Source organism: Microcoleus sp. PH2017_28_MFU_U_A (genome assembly GCF_020738035.1).
In the GTDB taxonomy this organism is placed as follows: Bacteria; Cyanobacteriota; Cyanobacteriia; order Cyanobacteriales; family Microcoleaceae; genus Microcoleus.
The window spans coordinates 121707-138396 of the sequence record NZ_JAEQCX010000074.1; the positions used below are offsets into that span (position 1 = coordinate 121707).

Annotated in this window: 19 protein-coding genes; 11 read left to right on the forward strand and 8 right to left on the reverse strand. The window is 43.4% G+C overall.

Annotated elements, in window-relative coordinates; genetic code table 11:
• Nucleotides 1-233: 233 nt before the first annotated feature.
• Nucleotides 234-1514 carry a serine--tRNA ligase gene (gene serS / locus JGK14_RS18810; protein WP_325315372.1) on the forward strand — a complete coding sequence of 427 codons (1281 nt, stop codon included), beginning with the start codon at nt 234-236 and terminating at the stop codon, nt 1512-1514.
• A 254-nt stretch (nt 1515-1768) separates the two neighbouring features.
• Here the strand turns inward: serS and JGK14_RS18815 are convergent, their stop codons facing one another.
• Nucleotides 1769-2785, reverse strand: coding sequence for a hypothetical protein (locus tag JGK14_RS18815; protein WP_325315373.1), 1017 nt, complete (start codon nt 2783-2785; stop codon nt 1769-1771).
• Nucleotides 2786-3300: 515 nt separating this feature from the next.
• On the opposite strand from JGK14_RS18815, the gene JGK14_RS18820 reads away from it, so the two are divergent.
• Both JGK14_RS18820 and JGK14_RS18825 read left to right on the forward strand, forming a co-directional pair.
• The gene (locus tag JGK14_RS18820) at nt 3301-5169 is read left to right on the forward strand and encodes a 3-oxoacyl-[acyl-carrier-protein] synthase III C-terminal domain-containing protein (RefSeq protein WP_325315374.1); all 1869 of its coding nucleotides are present in this window, start codon (nt 3301-3303) and stop codon (nt 5167-5169) included.
• Nucleotides 5169-6095 carry a DUF6999 family protein gene (locus tag JGK14_RS18825; protein WP_293212068.1) on the forward strand — a complete coding sequence of 309 codons (927 nt, stop codon included), beginning with the start codon at nt 5169-5171 and terminating at the stop codon, nt 6093-6095. The genes JGK14_RS18820 and JGK14_RS18825 overlap by 1 nt, the downstream gene beginning before the upstream one ends.
• A 398-nt stretch (nt 6096-6493) precedes the next feature.
• Here JGK14_RS18825 and JGK14_RS18830 read toward each other — a convergent pair whose 3' ends face one another.
• A complete protein-coding gene (locus JGK14_RS18830; RefSeq protein WP_293181883.1) occupies nt 6494-6631 on the reverse strand; it encodes a hypothetical protein in 138 nt (45 codons plus the stop codon).
• 315 nt (nt 6632-6946) lie between these two features.
• Between JGK14_RS18830 and msrA the strand changes: the two genes are divergently transcribed.
• The 4 genes from msrA to JGK14_RS18850 all read left to right on the forward strand — a co-directional run bounded on the left by msrA (nt 6947) and on the right by JGK14_RS18850 (nt 9303).
• Nucleotides 6947-7600: a peptide-methionine (S)-S-oxide reductase MsrA gene (msrA, locus tag JGK14_RS18835; protein ID WP_325315375.1), complete on the forward strand. Its 654-nt coding sequence runs from the start codon at nt 6947-6949 to the stop codon at nt 7598-7600.
• Between the two features lie 311 nt (nt 7601-7911).
• Nucleotides 7912-8241, forward strand: a complete 330-nt coding sequence (locus JGK14_RS18840; RefSeq protein ID WP_293181879.1) for a hypothetical protein — start codon at nt 7912-7914, stop codon at nt 8239-8241.
• 35 nt (nt 8242-8276) lie between these two features.
• Nucleotides 8277-8618 (forward strand): YtxH domain-containing protein, encoded by a 342-nt coding sequence (locus JGK14_RS18845; RefSeq protein ID WP_293181877.1) that lies wholly within the window; start codon nt 8277-8279, stop codon nt 8616-8618.
• Nucleotides 8619-8721: 103 nt separating this feature from the next.
• The gene (locus tag JGK14_RS18850; protein WP_293326032.1) at nt 8722-9303 is read left to right on the forward strand and encodes a DUF948 domain-containing protein; all 582 of its coding nucleotides are present in this window, start codon (nt 8722-8724) and stop codon (nt 9301-9303) included.
• 253 nt (nt 9304-9556) lie between these two features.
• Here JGK14_RS18850 and JGK14_RS18855 read toward each other — a convergent pair whose 3' ends face one another.
• Nucleotides 9557-10060, reverse strand: coding sequence for a helix-turn-helix transcriptional regulator (locus JGK14_RS18855; RefSeq protein ID WP_293197419.1), 504 nt, complete (start codon nt 10058-10060; stop codon nt 9557-9559).
• A gap of 630 nt (nt 10061-10690) precedes the next feature.
• Between JGK14_RS18855 and JGK14_RS18860 the strand changes: the two genes are divergently transcribed.
• The 3 genes from JGK14_RS18860 to JGK14_RS18870 are packed head-to-tail and all read left to right on the forward strand — an operon-like array spanning nt 10691 to nt 15104.
• Nucleotides 10691-12082 (forward strand): FHA domain-containing protein, encoded by a 1392-nt coding sequence (locus tag JGK14_RS18860; RefSeq protein ID WP_325315376.1) that lies wholly within the window; start codon nt 10691-10693, stop codon nt 12080-12082.
• A gap of 27 nt (nt 12083-12109) precedes the next feature.
• A complete protein-coding gene (locus tag JGK14_RS18865; RefSeq protein WP_293326038.1) occupies nt 12110-13621 on the forward strand; it encodes a caspase family protein in 1512 nt (503 codons plus the stop codon).
• A gap of 25 nt (nt 13622-13646) precedes the next feature.
• Complete coding sequence (locus JGK14_RS18870) at nt 13647-15104, forward strand: hypothetical protein (protein ID WP_325315377.1); 1458 nt, start codon at nt 13647-13649, stop codon at nt 15102-15104.
• 175 nt (nt 15105-15279) lie between these two features.
• Here the strand turns inward: JGK14_RS18870 and JGK14_RS18875 are convergent, their stop codons facing one another.
• Genes JGK14_RS18875 through JGK14_RS18885 form a run of 3 tightly spaced genes read right to left on the reverse strand, consistent with a single transcriptional unit; the run spans nt 15280 to nt 15876 of the window.
• A complete protein-coding gene (locus JGK14_RS18875) occupies nt 15280-15498 on the reverse strand; it encodes a PIN domain-containing protein (RefSeq protein ID WP_325315378.1) in 219 nt (72 codons plus the stop codon).
• Complete coding sequence (locus JGK14_RS18880) at nt 15470-15679, reverse strand: hypothetical protein (RefSeq protein WP_293191653.1); 210 nt, start codon at nt 15677-15679, stop codon at nt 15470-15472. The genes JGK14_RS18875 and JGK14_RS18880 overlap by 29 nt, the downstream gene beginning before the upstream one ends.
• Complete coding sequence (locus JGK14_RS18885; RefSeq protein ID WP_293253702.1) at nt 15676-15876, reverse strand: type II toxin-antitoxin system VapB family antitoxin; 201 nt, start codon at nt 15874-15876, stop codon at nt 15676-15678. The genes JGK14_RS18880 and JGK14_RS18885 overlap by 4 nt, the downstream gene beginning before the upstream one ends.
• An 82-nt stretch (nt 15877-15958) precedes the next feature.
• Between JGK14_RS18885 and JGK14_RS18890 the strand changes: the two genes are divergently transcribed.
• On the forward strand, nt 15959-16123 hold the full coding sequence (locus tag JGK14_RS18890; protein ID WP_293181863.1) for a hypothetical protein: 165 nt from the start codon (nt 15959-15961) through the stop codon (nt 16121-16123).
• Here JGK14_RS18890 and JGK14_RS18895 read toward each other — a convergent pair.
• Together JGK14_RS18895 and JGK14_RS18900 are read right to left on the reverse strand one after the other, a co-directional pair.
• Nucleotides 16091-16354: a DUF4926 domain-containing protein gene (locus JGK14_RS18895; RefSeq protein WP_293181861.1), complete on the reverse strand. Its 264-nt coding sequence runs from the start codon at nt 16352-16354 to the stop codon at nt 16091-16093. The two genes, JGK14_RS18890 and JGK14_RS18895, sit on opposite strands and share 33 nt — an antisense overlap.
• On the reverse strand, nt 16338-16682 hold the full coding sequence (locus tag JGK14_RS18900) for a DUF6883 domain-containing protein (RefSeq protein ID WP_293181858.1): 345 nt from the start codon (nt 16680-16682) through the stop codon (nt 16338-16340). The genes JGK14_RS18895 and JGK14_RS18900 overlap by 17 nt, the downstream gene beginning before the upstream one ends.
• Nucleotides 16683-16690: the final 8 nt, after the last annotated feature.

The following is a 16690-nucleotide window of genomic DNA, read 5'->3' on the forward strand; positions in this document are numbered from 1 at the left end:
CATCATGGGTGACACCAACGCAGTTTTTTCGATGAGAATAAATTATATTTGAGGTGCTAAATGATTGCCAAAGCTTGTATGTCCGATCGCATTGTCGCTGTTAACCTAAGATAGGACTGACGCAAAAATCCTCAGAAAGCCTGTAGATTCGTAGATTTATGCTCGCGAAAGCCGATATTTTTCCAGAAATCGGGTTGGCGATCGGCAAGTCCTATATTATTTAAAATAAATCCGTGCTAGACCTCAAATTAATCCGAGAAAACCCGCAAGCCGTACAAGACAGCCTCAACACTCGCGGAGGCAATCACGAAATCGAGCCAATTCTGCAACTAGACAAACAGCAGCGGGAGTTGGAAGGTAAGCGATCGCAACTGCAAGCCCGCAGCAACGAAATAGCCAAACTCATCGGGCAAAAAAGAAAATCGGGTTTACCCCTCGAATCTCCCGAAATTCAAACTTTGCAAGCAGAAGGTAACGAAGTCGGCACGCAGTCGAACGAATTGCAAGCACAGGAAAAAGACTTAAAAGCTCAAATAGAAGCCTTATTGTTACCATTGCCGAACTTGCCCGGTAAGTCAACTCCGTTAGGCAAAAATGAAGATGAAAACATCGAAATCCGGCGCTGGGGAGACGAATACATTCCCCAAAATCCCGAGATTTTGCCCCACTGGGAAATCGGCGAAAAATTAGGAATTATCAACTTTGAACGGGCAGTAAAAATCGCTAGTCCCCGCTTTGTCACGTTAGTTGGAGCCGGTGCAGCCCTGGAAAGAGCGATTATTCAATTTATGCTCGATCGCCATACAAAAGCTGGTTATGTAGAAGTAATTCCCCCACTTTTAGTTAACACCGAATCCCTCACAGCAACCGGGCAGCTTCCCAAATTTGCTGAAGAAAGTTTTAAGTGCGATCAAGACGATTTATGGTTAATTCCTACTTCTGAAGTTCCGGTGGTGAATTTGTACCGAGGTGAAATCTTGACAGCAGAACAGTTGCCAGTTTATCACTGTTCTTTCACTCCTTGTTTTCGCCGGGAAGCCGGAAGTTACGGTAAGGATACGCGGGGATTGATTCGGTTGCACCAATTTAATAAGGTGGAATTGGTAAAACTCGTGCATCCGAGTACCTCGGAGGCTGAGCACGAAAAGCTCGTGCAGGATGCTGAGGGTGTTTTGCAGGCGCTGAAATTGCCCTATCGGGCGATCGAGCTTTGTACCGGCGACTTAGGTTTCGCGGCGGCAAAAACCTACGATTTAGAGGTGTGGCTGCCTTCTGCGGGCAAATACCGCGAGATTTCGAGTTGTTCCAATGTCGCAGATTTTCAAGCGCGGCGGGCAAATATTCGGTTTAAAGAAGCGGGGAAAAAAGGTACTCAATTCGTGCACGCGCTTAACGGTTCCGGTTTAGCTGTGGGGCGGACAATGGCGGCTATTTTGGAGAATTACCAGCAGCCGGATGGGACGGTAAAAGTGCCGGAAGTTCTCCAATCTTATCTCGGTCGCGAGGTTTTGTAAACTACGAAGACACGGCGGTTGAAACCGCGTCTATACAGACAAAACCCGCCTCCGCGGGTTGAAGACAAAGGCGGTTGCGAGGTATTGTAAACTACGAAGACACGGCGGTTGAAACCGCGTCTATACAGACAAAACCCGCCTCCGCGGGTTGAAGGCAAAGGCGGTTGAAATTAGGCGATCTTCTTGAGTCCGCGGAGGCGGACATTGTTTGTGTAGGCGCGGTTTCAACCGCCGACTCAAACGGGGTTTCTGACTTACAAATTTTTTAGTGCTTCCTTGATATCCAGCGCCAAAAATCTATCCAACGCTAAATACATCCAATAAAGAGATAACTGAGCATCACTGTTAGTCTTTTGAAACCCCAAAGCATAGGACATTTTTTCATAGCTGGGGTGAATAATTAACGTGTACAAGTCGCAAAGATTGGGAAAATCTGTTTGGATTTCTACTAAAATTTTTTGTACATCCTCAATCAAAGTAATTCGGTATTCTTCTAAATATTTCGGATCGATTACCCAACAGCGGACAAACACTGACTGGCAATTCCGATCTCCTGGTAGCGCCATCTTGAAAGGATCGATATCAGAAACAGAACTTAAATGCAGGCTTTTGCTGGGAGCACTAAAAAAATTAACATCCGATTCGCTAGCGGTGGGATAAAGTAAATAAAATCCGACTGGATTGAGATTGTCACAGCGACGCAAAACTCGCATTCCTTTTGAATATTGAGCAGCCGAAAGCCGAATAACTTTAGCAATCTTTTGGGGAACTGCGTTGGTGCTGCGGTTCATCCAGTTATAATAGCTTGCTAGTAAATTTGCTACCGGAATTGCATCGCACCGAGGGTTAAAATCATCTAATTTGAGTTTGACTGAATTTTCGGGCTTCGGCGGATCTAAAATTTCTGGGATGGGTTGAATTTTAATTTCTGTAGCGTTTCCGTCAAAGTGTTTTTCGATCAATCCGAGTGCTTCTAGTTTATCTAACATCATGCCGGCGGCGCGATCGCTCCCGCGATCGGAATCCGAGTAAAATAGTTCTGCTGCTTCCCGGTGAGTGCACTGCACTTCTGTGGCTGGTAATTCCAGTTTAGTCAGCGGCGGTTTGACGCGGGGCTGGCTTTCCTGAAGCTGTTTCACTGATAAGTAAATCCAAAGTCTGACGAAGCATTCAGCCCTAGTGCGAGTGACGCCTACTCGTTTCATCAACAGGGAAACAGCAGCGCGGCGCTGAGATTGAGAATACCAAGCATCTAGTTTTGCAATATCCATTTCAGTCGGGAAGCAGCGAAGGAACTCTAGTTATATATTTTGGCTTAATTTTACAAAAAACTTCACCCCGCTTCATGTTACTTGTTGCCGCTGTTGCTGAACTTGTCTGATTTCCCCTGACTCTACAATACAACTGGTTGCTCCTTGCAGGTTCAGTGCTTCACAAAGCACAATCAATTTTAGATATTTTCAGGCTTGATTTAAGTATGTCGTTGAACAGTTGACAGTTGACAGTTGACAGTTGACAGTTTGAGAGCGGCCTCTACCCTTAAGTCCGAGGATTGGAGTAATGAATAGTCTGATTTTAATTTCTCGTTGACAGTTTGAGAGCGGCCTCTACCCTTAAGTCCGAGGATTGGAGTAATGAATAGTCTGATTTTAATTTCTCCCGATCGGGCGGGCTTTCAACCAATTCTTTCTGGTTAAATTGATTTACACTCACTTACTTACTTACTTACTTACTTACTTAACAAACAACGAACTCGACTAAATTAGTATTTTGAGAGGTTTAGGGTATGCACAGCGCTTATATCAATCGGATTGGGAAATTTTTGCCGGGAGAAGCGATTAATAATGATGAGATGGAGGAGTATCTAGGCAAAATTGCCGATCGCCCTTCGAGAGTCAGACAGCGCATTCTCAACAGTAACGGGATTAAACAGCGCTATTACGCGATCGACAAACAGCAGCAAACACTCTATTCTAACAGCCAAATGGCAGCGTTTGCTGTCCGGGATGCGATCGCCCAGGCAAATTTGGAACCAGGGGCGATCGACTTACTCGCCTGCGCTACCACTTTACCAGACTTATTAGTACCAGGATTTGCCAGCACAGTACACGGGGAACTTTCCGAATTATCTCCCCTAGAAATAGTTTCAACTCAAGGAGTTTGCTGTGCGGGAGTTACCGCCTTAAATTACGCCACATCTCAACTCGAACTCGGCAAAAAACAAACAGCAATCGCCGTAGCCTCGGAATTTCCCTCGCGCCTGTTCAAAAATAGTAAATTTGAAACAGAAACATCAGTCCAAGCCGGAAAACCCCTACCTTTCGATACAGAATTTCTGCGTTGGATGCTATCCGACGGCGCCGGAGCATTTTTGCTCCAAAACCATCCGAATGCCTCAGGAATTAGCTTAAAAATAGAATGGATTGAATTGATTTCTCACGCTAATGCTTATCCAGTTTGTATGTATTCAGGATTAGCAAACGAAACATCAACCAAAAGCTGGTTAGATTATTCATCCTACCTCGATGCAGCCACAGCCGGAGCCTTTGACTTGCGGCAAAATATTCGCTTGCTAGACAATGTAATGAAATTAGGCGTTGAAGGTTGGCTGAGCTTGATTAAAAATGGGAGAGTTTGTCCGCAGGAAATTGACTGGCTGCTGTGCCACTATTCCTCTCACTTTTTCCGGGGACAAATTGTCGAACTTTTGGAACAAGCAGGCTGCATGATTCCCGAAGAAAAATGGTTTACTAACTTGTACTCGCGGGGAAATACAGGCTGTGCAGCGATTTATTTAATGTTAGAGGAATTGTTCAACTCTGGCAAATTGCAGCCCGGACAAAAAATCTTTTGTTTTGTTCCGGAAAGTGGTCGCTTTACAACGGCATACATGATGTTAACTGTTGTGGAAAGCACGAATAAATCTATGACTTCTCAAAGTTTTCAATCCATTGATGTTCCCGAAGCTTCGCCTCTCGAAAGTGTTAAACCGGAAATATTTTACTCTCCGCAAGCTTATTTGTTGCGGGAGTTAGCCTGGATTTGGCTGAGATTCGATCGCGAAATTCGTTCCGTTCCCATTGTCCGCAAATTGTACCGAGGAGAGTTTACCATAGAAGACTATCAAGCTTTGCTGTGCAATCTCCGCCCACAAGTTGTGGAGGGATCTCGCTGGATTGCGCGCGCGGCTTCTAACATGACTGACTTTCGTTTGCGATCGACTTTTATCGGCCACGCCCAAGACGAACACCGCGACTATCAAATGTTAGAACGGAATTATGTTTCTGTCGGCGGCGAGTTGTCAAAAATTGTGGAATATGATAAGAATATTGGCAGCGAAGCACTGTCAGCTTTTATCTTCCACCAAGCATCGCGGGAAAATCCGGTTGATTTAATTGGCAGTATGTTTATCATCGAAGGATTGGGAAATCGGTTGGCGGGAAAGTGGGCAAAACAAATCAAAGAAACTCTCGGTTTGCAAGACGAACAAGTATCGTTTTTAGCTTATCACGGAGCTAATGACGAGTCGCATTTAGCCAAATTAGAAAATTTGATTAATGCCGAATGGATGACAGAGGACATCGCCCGTCGTATTGTCAAAACCGCCCGCGTCACTGCTCGTTTATATCTATTGCAATTGGAGGAAATCCGCTAATGCAAAAGCTGCAAAAACAAGATATCAAAACTCTTCCCGACGAGCAGAAAGTCCCTTACGCTACCAAACCGTACAACCGCCGAGATCCGAATGTTTGGGATGTCCTGTTTTGCGATCGGTCAATTCCCGTCGATTTAGTTGCAAAAGCATATATGATGCGGGATTTGCAAAACTGGACTCGCAATTATTTGCTCATCCCGATCAAAATAATTGCTAACTTGTTGCTAGCGGTAATTATGATAGCAAAGCGCCTGTTGCCCTTTCAATTTCGCGCTTACACTTTAATGCACAAATCGGCTGCATTTTTCCTAAATAACTTTGTCTCGCCCGAAGCTTGTTATTTAATTGTGCGGCACATCAGCATCGGCTCCAACATTATCAACTTCTTAATTGACAACGGCCCGGATACCGAGATTGAAAAGTCAAAACTTTATCCGCGCACAGTTAGCGATTTAGCTGACAATGCCTTTCTCGAACACGACTTAATTTTGTATAACTTTGTCTGGGACTACAACCAAGCAATACTGACAAATCCCAACTGGTTGCAGCTTGTCCAAAAACGCGGAATTAATTATGATAGCATTCAACCTGTAACAGTTGCAATAGATTTTGAAAGACCGAGGTGGCTGAGGATTTTGGATTTAGAATCTGCGATCGAATTGTTTAAAGTATTTTATTCTCTCTGTTTGACTAGCGACGAATTTGCGCGAGCGGTGATGTCGCTTCAGTTAGATGAAAACTTCGGAGTGTACGTCAGCGAGATTACCGGAAATCATGACTGGAATCATGTAATTGTCAACCGCCATCCGCTAGCGCCCAACAGTCCGTTTAATGCGGCACGCGACTTGTTTTTGCACGGAATAATTTCGGAATATCTCTATCGGTACTTAGAACTACAAAAACAGATGAGCAATGCTGAAAATTAGGGTGCATCAGCTCTAGAATAAAAACACTCAAATAGGTTCGTAGTGAGGACTTCAGTCCGCATAATTTCAAGATAACTAAATGCCTCACTACAAAAAATTTTACTAAGGATAATTGAGTGATATGATATAATACCATTTATAAAAAATGTGGCAACTATAAAATTGTTGGCCGGAGTGAAACGGAGGGTTGTTTAGTGCACCCAATGTGTAAGGTGCGTCGCCCACCGATTTTTACTCTTTTTTAGAGATTGTCGAGGGATCCACACCCTGCATATACTCTTGCATTAATTTGGCAAATTGGTATAATTTGATTTGCTTAATCATCGAAAACCTCTAAGCTGAGCCACCCAACAAGTTGCCAAACATTCTTGATTTTAAGATAAAATCAATAAAAAATCTCAAGCCAGTGCTAGCTGTGGTTGTTCTGCTAATTTCGACAAATCATGATAGATCACAATCCACTTACCTGTAATCGGATCGCGGTAAGTAATAAATGGATTAGATTTTAAAGGTTTATTGCAAGGTTTAGCTGCCATTTCTACACACTCCAAATAAATCGTATTGAATAATTCTACAACGCCATACTTTTAATGATCGCCTGTTTTGCAGAATATCCGGGTGATTGTTGCCTCAACAACAGGTGATATTTCAGGCATTTTATGGTGACAGATAGCACTATGTAGTGTGATTGAAAAATTCATTTATAGTGAGCGGTATCACAAAAAAACTCCGAAAAACAATTCTGCCTCGTGCCTTTTATCGTCTATCTTCAAAAGGCCGACTATTTTCCGCAAAAATCTGATATTATTAAGTAAGGTAAAGACGTTTATCAGAGATCTCCTCACAAACTTATGGCGCTATTTGGATTTGGCAAAAAGTCGAGTCTGCCGTCTCCCCAAGACGCATTGCCGGGACGGGCAGAGTTGATGCCGATACCGGCAACTCACTTTGTTAATGGCAATCCCCTCAAGCCTCCGTTTCCAAACGGCATGGAAACTGCGATGTTTGGCCTGGGCTGTTTTTGGGGCGCGGAACGCAAATTTTGGCAGGAAAAAGGTGTTTTTTCGACTGCGGTTGGCTACGCTGCGGGGATTACTCCGAATCCTACTTACAATGAAGTTTGCAGCGGGATGACGGGACATAATGAAGTTGTTTTGGTTGTGTTCGATCCGAAAGTAGTGAGTTACGAAACGCTGCTAAAAGTTTTTTGGGAAAGTCACAATCCGACTCAGGGAATGCGTCAGGGTAATGATTCGGGTACTCAATATCGATCGGGCATTTACACGTATTCAGCCAGCCAAAAGCAGCTAGCTGAGGCTTCGCGGGATGCTTACCAGACAGCTTTGACGCCTGCTGGTTACGGTAAGATTACGACTGAAATTATTGATGCTTCTGAGTTTTATTACGCGGAAAGCTATCACCAGCAGTATCTTGCTAAAAACCCGAACGGTTATTGCGGTTTGGGCGGTACTAAGGTTTGTTTGCCGGCGATGTCTCAGGCTTGAGGTTTTATCCCGATTGATGGGGACACAATCAGGTTCGTTGGTGTCAATTTAAGATAAGACGTAGTGCAGATTTGCTGTCTGACGATTAAGGCCTGATCCCCCCTAGCCCCCCTTCTTAAGGGGGGGACAGGAAGTTATCAAAGTCCCCCTTATTAAGGGGGATTTAGGGGGATCTTGCCTCAGATAAAAGCGAGATTTCTCAGGCTTCAGACTTGATTTGACACTAATGAACACTGCTGTGTCGCTACAACATAGGGCTATAATTTCGCCACAAACAGCGGAATATGTTAATAATTGAAAATAGGTAAGAAATGCTGACGGCTGTTGTAATTATCAATTTAATGATATCTGTGATCGGTTTTTATATAGCTGCGAGAGTGTGGAAAATTAGACGGACGATCGCGCGTTTTGAAGTTCGGATCGCAGCAATCGAGCGCTGTAGCAGCAATGTCCTCGCAAAATCGCCGAATTTCTTTGCAAAAAGGCAGCAAGGTGCTCACCAATTACGCCGGGATTATCAACAACTGGAATCGCAACTGCAACAGGTTCAGCAACTTTTGGGATTGCTGGGTTTGGGGCGGATGCTTTGGCTCAGGCGCGATTCCCTACGGGATAGCTTCGCTTCACGACCTTTGAGGTAAGGTATCCTAAAGTTGTATGGAGAGAAGTTATAAAAATGTCAAGTAAACGTTCGGGATTATTTATTGGCGGTCTGTTGGTGGGTTCGGCGATCGGGGCCGTGACGGGCTTGCTGATGGCACCGCGAACGGGCAAGGAGACGCGGCAGATATTGAAAAAATCGGCCGATGCTTTGCCGGAGTTGGCGGAGGATTTATCGACTAGCGTCCAATTGCAAGCCGATCGACTTTCGGAGACTGCACTGCGAAATTGGGACGAAACTTTGGTTAGACTCAAGGAGGCGATCGCAGCCGGTTTAGAAGCGACTCAGCGGGAACGTCAAACGCTGTCGGAAACTGAAGTCGAAGTGACTCCCCCGTCGCGCCCTCCCGTCCGCTAACAAGGTCAGGATCAACCAAAAATAAGGTATTTTAATTATTGTGAGTCGATCGCAATCATTGATTTACTGCAACACTTAGGTCAGCCCCAAATCCGAGATTCAAGTGAGTGACCCCATATTTTGGCTAGGACTTTCGATTTTGCTAGTGGCGGTTAGCCTAACTGCTGTTTTAGTGACTTTAATACCTGCGGTGCAAGCGCTAGCAAGGGCAGCCCGCAGCGTGGAAAAGCTGGCTGACACGCTTGCGCGCGAGTTTCCGCCAACTTTGGAGGCGATTCGGTTGACGGGGCTGGAAATTAGCGAGTTGACGGATGATGTCAGCGATGGGGTGCAAAGTGCGGGGGAGGTTGTCAAACAAGTCGATCGCAGTATTGGTAGCGCGAAGAAGCAGGCGCAAAACGTGCAGGTGACAACTCGCAGCGTGGTGACGGGGATTAAGGCTGCTTGGAAAACTTTAACTCGGAAGCCGCCGATTTCTGGGACAAATCGCCGATCGACAGATAGATTGTCGCAGAGTCAAAGAAGTGCGATTTCGCTGAGGGATTCGGGTTTGGATGACAGGTATTCTGGGGGTTACGCTGCGGGTGCGGGTAATGGCGAATCGCCACGGTTGAGGAATGGCGAGGGTTCTGGTTTGCCGGCGGATGCTGAAGATTTTGAGCAAGTGCGATCGGGCGATTCTTGATGTTTTGGATAGTAGATCAAAGAAGCCTCGGCGGTTGAAACCGCGCGTATATCAAGGAAGCCTCGGCGGTTGAAACCGCGCGTAGATCAACGAAGCCTCGGCGGTTGAAACCGCGCGTAGATCAACGAAGCCTCGGCGGTTGAAACCGCGCGTAGCGGTTGAAACCGCGGCTATACAAACGATGTCCGCCTCCGCGGACTAAGAGAAGAGAGGGTTGATTTGTGGGATTTGTTTGGGTTGTGCGATCGCACATCTAACCGTTTTTATCTAAGTCTTCTTTTTTTGGAGTTTCTGAAGTTGAAGGGAATGTTAACTGAATATTGATATCCATCGATATTGTACTTTGTTCAAGCCAACCTATATTAACTATTTTTACTAATGCTTCTGTCGGCAAAGAATTATTAACTTTAAATTGTGCTGACGACTGAACTTTAAATCCTCCTTCCTCTAGCCGATCGCAAACATTTCTCCAATTTCCCACTGGTTCGTTCGGTAAATCTGCCAGTTTTTTAACATATTGGTATAAAGTCTTACACAGATAAACCTCTGCACTTTTGGGAGTCTGAAACATTTTTTTAGCTATTTCGGCGGGACTGCAACCGGAAAGTAGTCCTCGGAGATAAAGCTTTTCAGTGTCTGTTAGTCCTCTGCGCGATCGGGGAGAGATTTGCCGTTTAGCTTCTGCGAAAGCTTCGTAAAGCCTTTCTAAGTCCCAGTTTTGGGCTGCTTCGGCAAATAAGTCTTCTTTTTGTGCCATTTTCAGATTTTATGATATTTAGCTAACGCTAGCATAACCAAAATTGCTAATGTTCGTTAGTTGACATTTAAATTTACAAAGTGTAATGTTACAGATATCAACTTCAGTTGAGTTCGTTGATGCGGTGTGACGCCGAGTAGGAATACTCAGATTCAACAATGGGCGCGATCGCTGCAACGAACCTCAAAGCTAATATCTGCGAACGTCAGACGGCGCTGGATAAAGTTTTGTAACAAAAAACCAGTATTTTGCATAAAACTTGGGGACTGAGCCTGATAGATAAATAGAGCTTGAGAAGTACCGCTACTGTTGCGGTTCGTCGGGGCTTAGGGTGCATTAGGGCGATCGTTTCAATTAATCTCAAAACTACTATCTCCGAACGTCAGACGGTGCTAGGTAAAGTTTTATAACAAAAAAGCAGTATTTTGCATAAAACTTGCGGACTCAGGCTGATAGCTATATGGAAGTTCACAAGAACCTAGGGCAGCTAAGAAAAATTAGGGAGGACAACCCTTTTAAACTCAGTTTGTGTCTTACTTTTGGGGCTATTGGTGGTAATAATTCCACAGATGGCTGACTGAGACAGGCTCTAGATGATCTGAAAAATCTATTAAACTTTAACCAAAATTCATGCAACTCAAACTTAAGTTAGAACAAACTGGTCAAAGTTGGACGCTGAAGCCAAACGGGAGAGAGTACGTTATTGGCAGTGGCTCAGACTGCGACATTCCTCTACCCAACGTTAATGTTGTGGACACCCGCCATCTGAAATTCAGTTTTAACCAATATACGAATACTTGGCACGTCTGCGACTTAGGTAGTAAAAATGGCACTTTCATTGACAGTCAGCCGATAACTGATTATTCCATCAAAGCTGAAACGCGAATTGCGATCGCTGGTGGAGTTTTATTGGTCGCAACACCTATAGATAACAGCGTGAATGTAACTCAACAACAGACATCACAACCAACTGTTAATCAGAGTAAACCAGTGTCAGCACAGACAATTCCAAGTCCGTCAATCTACTCTCCATCCATACCAATATCGCATCCTGCTACCGTACCGCCACAAAGTTCACAAAGAATTTCACAAGAGCCAGATCGAAAGTTAATTCGAGCCTATTTTGAATGCTTAAGAAAACGCAATAATGCGGCAGTAGTCCTGGAAAGCATTATCAAAAAAGTGGTAGACGACTTTATAGCATCTATCAAGGAAAAGCGATTGCCTCTAGATGGAATTTTGGTCTATGTTTTCATGATGTTAATAATTATTACACTTTTCATTAATACTTGGTACACATTTATGCTAAGTATTATTGCAGTCATTTTATATAATTTCAAAACTCTGCGTCCCCCAGTATCAGACGAGCAAATTCAGAAATGGCTAGAATACGATCTGCAACAACTGATTGATATTGGTCAGCAGGAATTGAGAATTGTGGAAGGAAATGGGGAAGATATCGGAAATATAATTGACGGCAAACCGATACCGCTGTTCAGTGGAGTTAGTCAGAAACTAAGCGATTCTAATTTTATTAATTGGAAAGAACTAATAGATACTGTAGGCATAAGTGATTATTTTTGCGAACCCGGAATTGACAAAAATAATAAATATAGCATTTATGACTTTATTGCGATATTTCCGTGTAAAAACTTCATAGCATATTACAGATGTAAGTGGAATTTTATCAGAGGAACCTCATTAAGAGATGAAACTTGTGAGTACCTTTATGATAGTATTGTCTCTGTAAAAACGATCGAAATTTCTTCATCCAATGTTTCACATTTACCAAAAGTTAGTAAAGAGATATATGGAGAAGCAATTCTGATTACGACTACAGATAGCAAGGAAGTTATATTCCCTATAATTGATATTCGCATGATTTCGGAATCAAGTTCAAGATCTTATAATTCAACTGCCAGAGATGCAGCTCACAACATTCGCCAGCAGGTGAGACAAAGAAAACCTGGTTTTATCAGAACAGAATCAATGAGCGAACGACGCCAGAGTCTTTTTGATTAAATAAACTAACTTGGAGAATTACTAAAGATGTCTAATACTTTCAACCATGGCTATGCACTACTTATTGGTGTTGGTGAATGTGCTAACTATAAAAACTGGTCGCTTCCCGTTACTGTCAAAGACATTAATGCACTTAAATTTATCCTCACAGATCCCAATTTCTGCTCCTACCCAGACAATCAGCAACACATCCGTTTACTTCACAATACTAAAGCTACACGCGATCAAATTTTGGACGGTTTAGTCTGGTTGCAAGAACAAGCTGCGAAAGACTCAGAAGCCACTATTTTTGTGTATTTTTCCGGTCACGGCTTACTTCACGATACTGGTAAATACTATCTAATAACGCACGATGTCGAGCCTTTCGACATCCCAAATACTACGCTTTCGGCTGAAGATTTTAATAGTGCATTACGCCAAATTCAAGCTAAGCGACTGTTCGTTGTAATTGACAGTTGCCACGCACGGGGGATGGCAAGTGCTAAAAGTGAAGAAGCTGCAATGAAACTGCCATCTGGTTTTGTACAAACTGCACTGCCTAAAGAGATAACTGCCAACCTCAGTCAAGGTAAAGGACGAGCGGTTTTTACATCCTGCGATGGAGGGGAACAATCTTACATTCGTACCGATAATAAGATGAGTATCTACACTTACCATCTTATTGAAGCGCTGCAAGGTGCAGGGAATCAGCCTCATGATACCAATGTGTGTCTTTCTAATATTATGAATTATTTAGCGAAAGCTGTGCCGGAAAGCGCCCAGATTCAATGCAACGCTAAACAAACGCCTAATTTCGACATTTCTAGCGAGGACTTTACTGTTGCTGTTGCTATGTTACAAGGTGGCAAAGGTTTGCCGGTAGATGGATGGGAATCTGTGAAGGAAAAAACGGCTGAGAAGATGAATCAAATTATTCAAGCATCAGGCGATCGCAGTATAGCATCTGGTCGCGATGTTGTGGGCAATCAGGGAACGAACACAGGAAATATAGCTCTTGGAGGTGATATTCAAAACAATCATGGCGAAACTATTTATAATACTCAAGGTGGAAAAATGAACGTTGAAAATCGCAATGGGGACACTTACAACCAGCAGGATTCTACTAATTACAACAATCAAGGGGCAAACTTTCACAGTGAAGTCCAATTTGGCGATCGCATTTATCAGACCCCTGAAAAACCAAAAGCAGGTTTTGACAACCTTGTTAAAGGAATTTTTAACAAGTATCGATATTTAGAAAACCTGGAGCCTTATGACGCTGATGATGTCTGGAAAATGTTGCGATCAGCTTCTCCAGAAGAATTTGGCGCTTTTGAATTAAAAGTGTTTAAGTTAGTCGTCAGTTACTGCTGTTATTATTGCAAACGCCGTCTTACACAATCAACAGAATATAAGCATTTTGGAGAAATTGACTATTATCAAAGAGCGAATGAATTATCGCGAGAAGGAAATTTAAGATGGAGCAGTCATCGGTTAAGTTCTATCATTAAAGCCACACAAATGGCTGAAATTATCAAAAGTATAGAGTTAAATAATTAGGAAGTATCTAAAGGAATAGTGGTTTATGCAAAATCAGAGCCAAGGAATACCTTATCGCATTGTGTTAAGCAATCGCCAGGGGCGAGGCTTTTCTGAGCCAGAAGTGACAGAATTTTTGCGACAAGTGCTGCCACAATTGGCACAGTTGCACGATCAGGGATTGGTACACGGCGCTATTTCTCTGGATACTTTCGTACAAGAGAAAGTGAGTTTAAAAGCGGTTTTAGTTCAGGCTAGTAGTTTTGTCATTTCTAGTTATGTGGCACCGGAGCAATTGCAGACAGGGCAAGTGAGTTTTGCCGGAGATATTTATGCTTTAGGAGTAACAATAATTGTGCTATTGACAGGGAAAAGTCCTGAAGCTTTGCGAAATTATGACGGGACTTGGAATTGGGAAGATCGCTGCACTATCAGCGACCAACTAGCAGCAGTTATTAACCGCATGATTGTAGATAAGTCGCCAAACAGCTTTGTTTTAGCTAATGAGGTGTTATCTGCCTTGAACTTTTCTCCAGCTCAAAATGGCTATGCCGATACTGTACAAGTGCTGCCGGCAATTGACCAAAATCCAGCGGAGTTTTATGTGCCTGCAACTGCTATTGCATTTGATACTAATGAGTCGCAAAAACCACAACCAAAACTATTAGTTTGGCAGTGGATAGCGATTGGTGTGGGAGCAACATTGCTCGCAGGTGTGGCTGGGTTTGGAATTGCCAAAAAATTGAATTATCAATCTGAAGTATCAACCACTTCGGCGGTCATACCTCAATCTCAATCATCGCCCTTTGAATCATCTCCCGAATCGCGATCGCCTGCATTTCCGACTTCAGTCAACACCGAACGAGTTAGCTTTGCGGTTGGCAGCACTGGAAGCACACTTACGGGTAACATTTCGCCTGCTCAGATTAAGCGTTACTTAGTCAACAGCGGAGAAGGGCAACAGTTTAGTGTCCGAATTTTGCAAGGAAATGTGAATGTTGCTGTCATCGATCCATCGGGAATGACGCTGGGAACGGCAACAAATAGTTCAACTTTTTGGCAAGGGCGACTGCCCCGCACGGGAGACTATATAGCAGAAATTACTTCCCAAAACAACTCAAATTATACCATTATCATTGAGATTTTAGCAGCCGTAACACCTCCAGCAAATTCTGATTCCACTGCATCTCGTCCAGTTAATTCATTTGATAGCGTCAGATTTCCCCAGAGTACGTGTGGCGATTCTCCGCCAACCTCTGCTAACGCTTATCCTCTTAATTTTTATCCGGTTTTTGTACCCTATAGTGAGGCGAATTTACAAACAGTTAAATCGCTATTTTGCGGTGACGCTTATCCAACTGTGAGAAAAACTTTAGGAATAGAAGCAATCCAAGTCGCATCTTTTACCAGCTTGGAAAGAGCAGAATCATTCAAACAATTTATGAACAACAAGGTGCGAGGTGCAGAGGTCGGAGAACCACGAAGAGTAGAATCAAGAGAATGATAAATAATTTGAGAATGCGATCGCCCTTTTCCCCCAAATAACCAAAAGGGCGATCGCCTTTCCCATGTCGAATCCCAAAGGGCGATCGCCCTTATTGTCCCAAAGGGCGATCGCCTTTATTTTCCGAAAGTGCGATCGGCATCTTTAAGTTAAGATATAAACTGAGAAATCACCCTCATAGCAATACGACAGGAATGTGCGATCGGAAATTCTCAAAATCTTTATCAGTAGTCAAAATGCTGTAGCCGCGACGATGAGCAACAGCACATAGCAGAAAATCAGTATTTGAACCCTGAACACCATTACTGCGACAGGTATTGAAAAACTCTGCGGCTAACTCATAATCTTCAGTTGTTAGCTCTAAATCAGGAAAAGCACGAAGATACTCTTGCAACCCTTGTAAACTGTTCCTTGTAGCGTACCCCAGAAAGCACCTCCTGACGAATAGCCCCCAGTAAAACAACTCGTCCATCTCCAATCAAATCTTGTAAGACTTTAACGATCGCGATCGCATCGTTTGTTGTGTTGCGTCGCAATGCCAACGACCAAACGGAACTATCAACAAGAACATTCATGTTGTTTGTCGCTGTTGCTTGTAGTTATAATCTTCATCGTATTCAATAGTACCAAACAATTCCAATATTTTTAATTGTTTGCGACGTTGGATGTACTCGCGTAAAGCCGCTTCGATTAATGTAGTAGGTGTTGGATGGTTACTCAAATCAAGGGCTTCTTGAAGAAGAGTTTTGTCAATTTCGAGCGTAGTTACCATGTATTTTCCTCGTGCAAGTAGGGAATGACGCAATTGCCACCGAACAATGCTGTAATTTTAGTGTAGCACTGAAACTCCATCAATGGGCGACAGATACACGGGAGTGAATGACCCTAAAGATGAATCTTTAGCTTGCGTCACTCAGTTTGTCGGCATCTATGAAGACTCGTCAAAGTGCGATCGCCCTTATCGAACTTCTATTCCCCTCACATTCCTAAGCAACTGCAAGTTCATATTGCAGAACTAAAATTTCATCTGCCTTCAAAATAGCCATAGCATATTCAATCCCTTGACTATCAGCAAACTCCACTAAATACTGACATTCCCGAACCGTATCATACACTTCGACAATAGTTCCCACAAGTCCTACTGGCAAACTAGAAACAGATTCGTATTCCGGTTCCACTAGCGTTAATCGCGTATTTGAAACCGGCTTGAGAATCGCCACAGAATCCAAAAGTCTAAAGTTTTTTATCATGGTTTAAGAAAGCTGAAATCAAACGAGGGTTAGAATTAGTCAGAGTAATTTCCCAGATTGTCCGAAGCTCAATCCCCGCTGTATCGGGTACAGTCCAATCAACTTTAAACTGTTGCCCAAAATCAGTAGTATTTTCTTGGACAACTTCACCTTCAATGGCTGCTTTTTGAATAAGCTCTTGCAAAACTTCTGCATTATTAGCCGTGATTCCCAAAACCGATGCAAAGACTCTGGCTTTGTGTTTTCCGCGAGAATGCTCTGGATTTAAGCAGTAGCCGACTAGCTTTTGCAGAGAAACTTCAGCCCGATCGCCATTGGGTAGTTTCATTATAACTC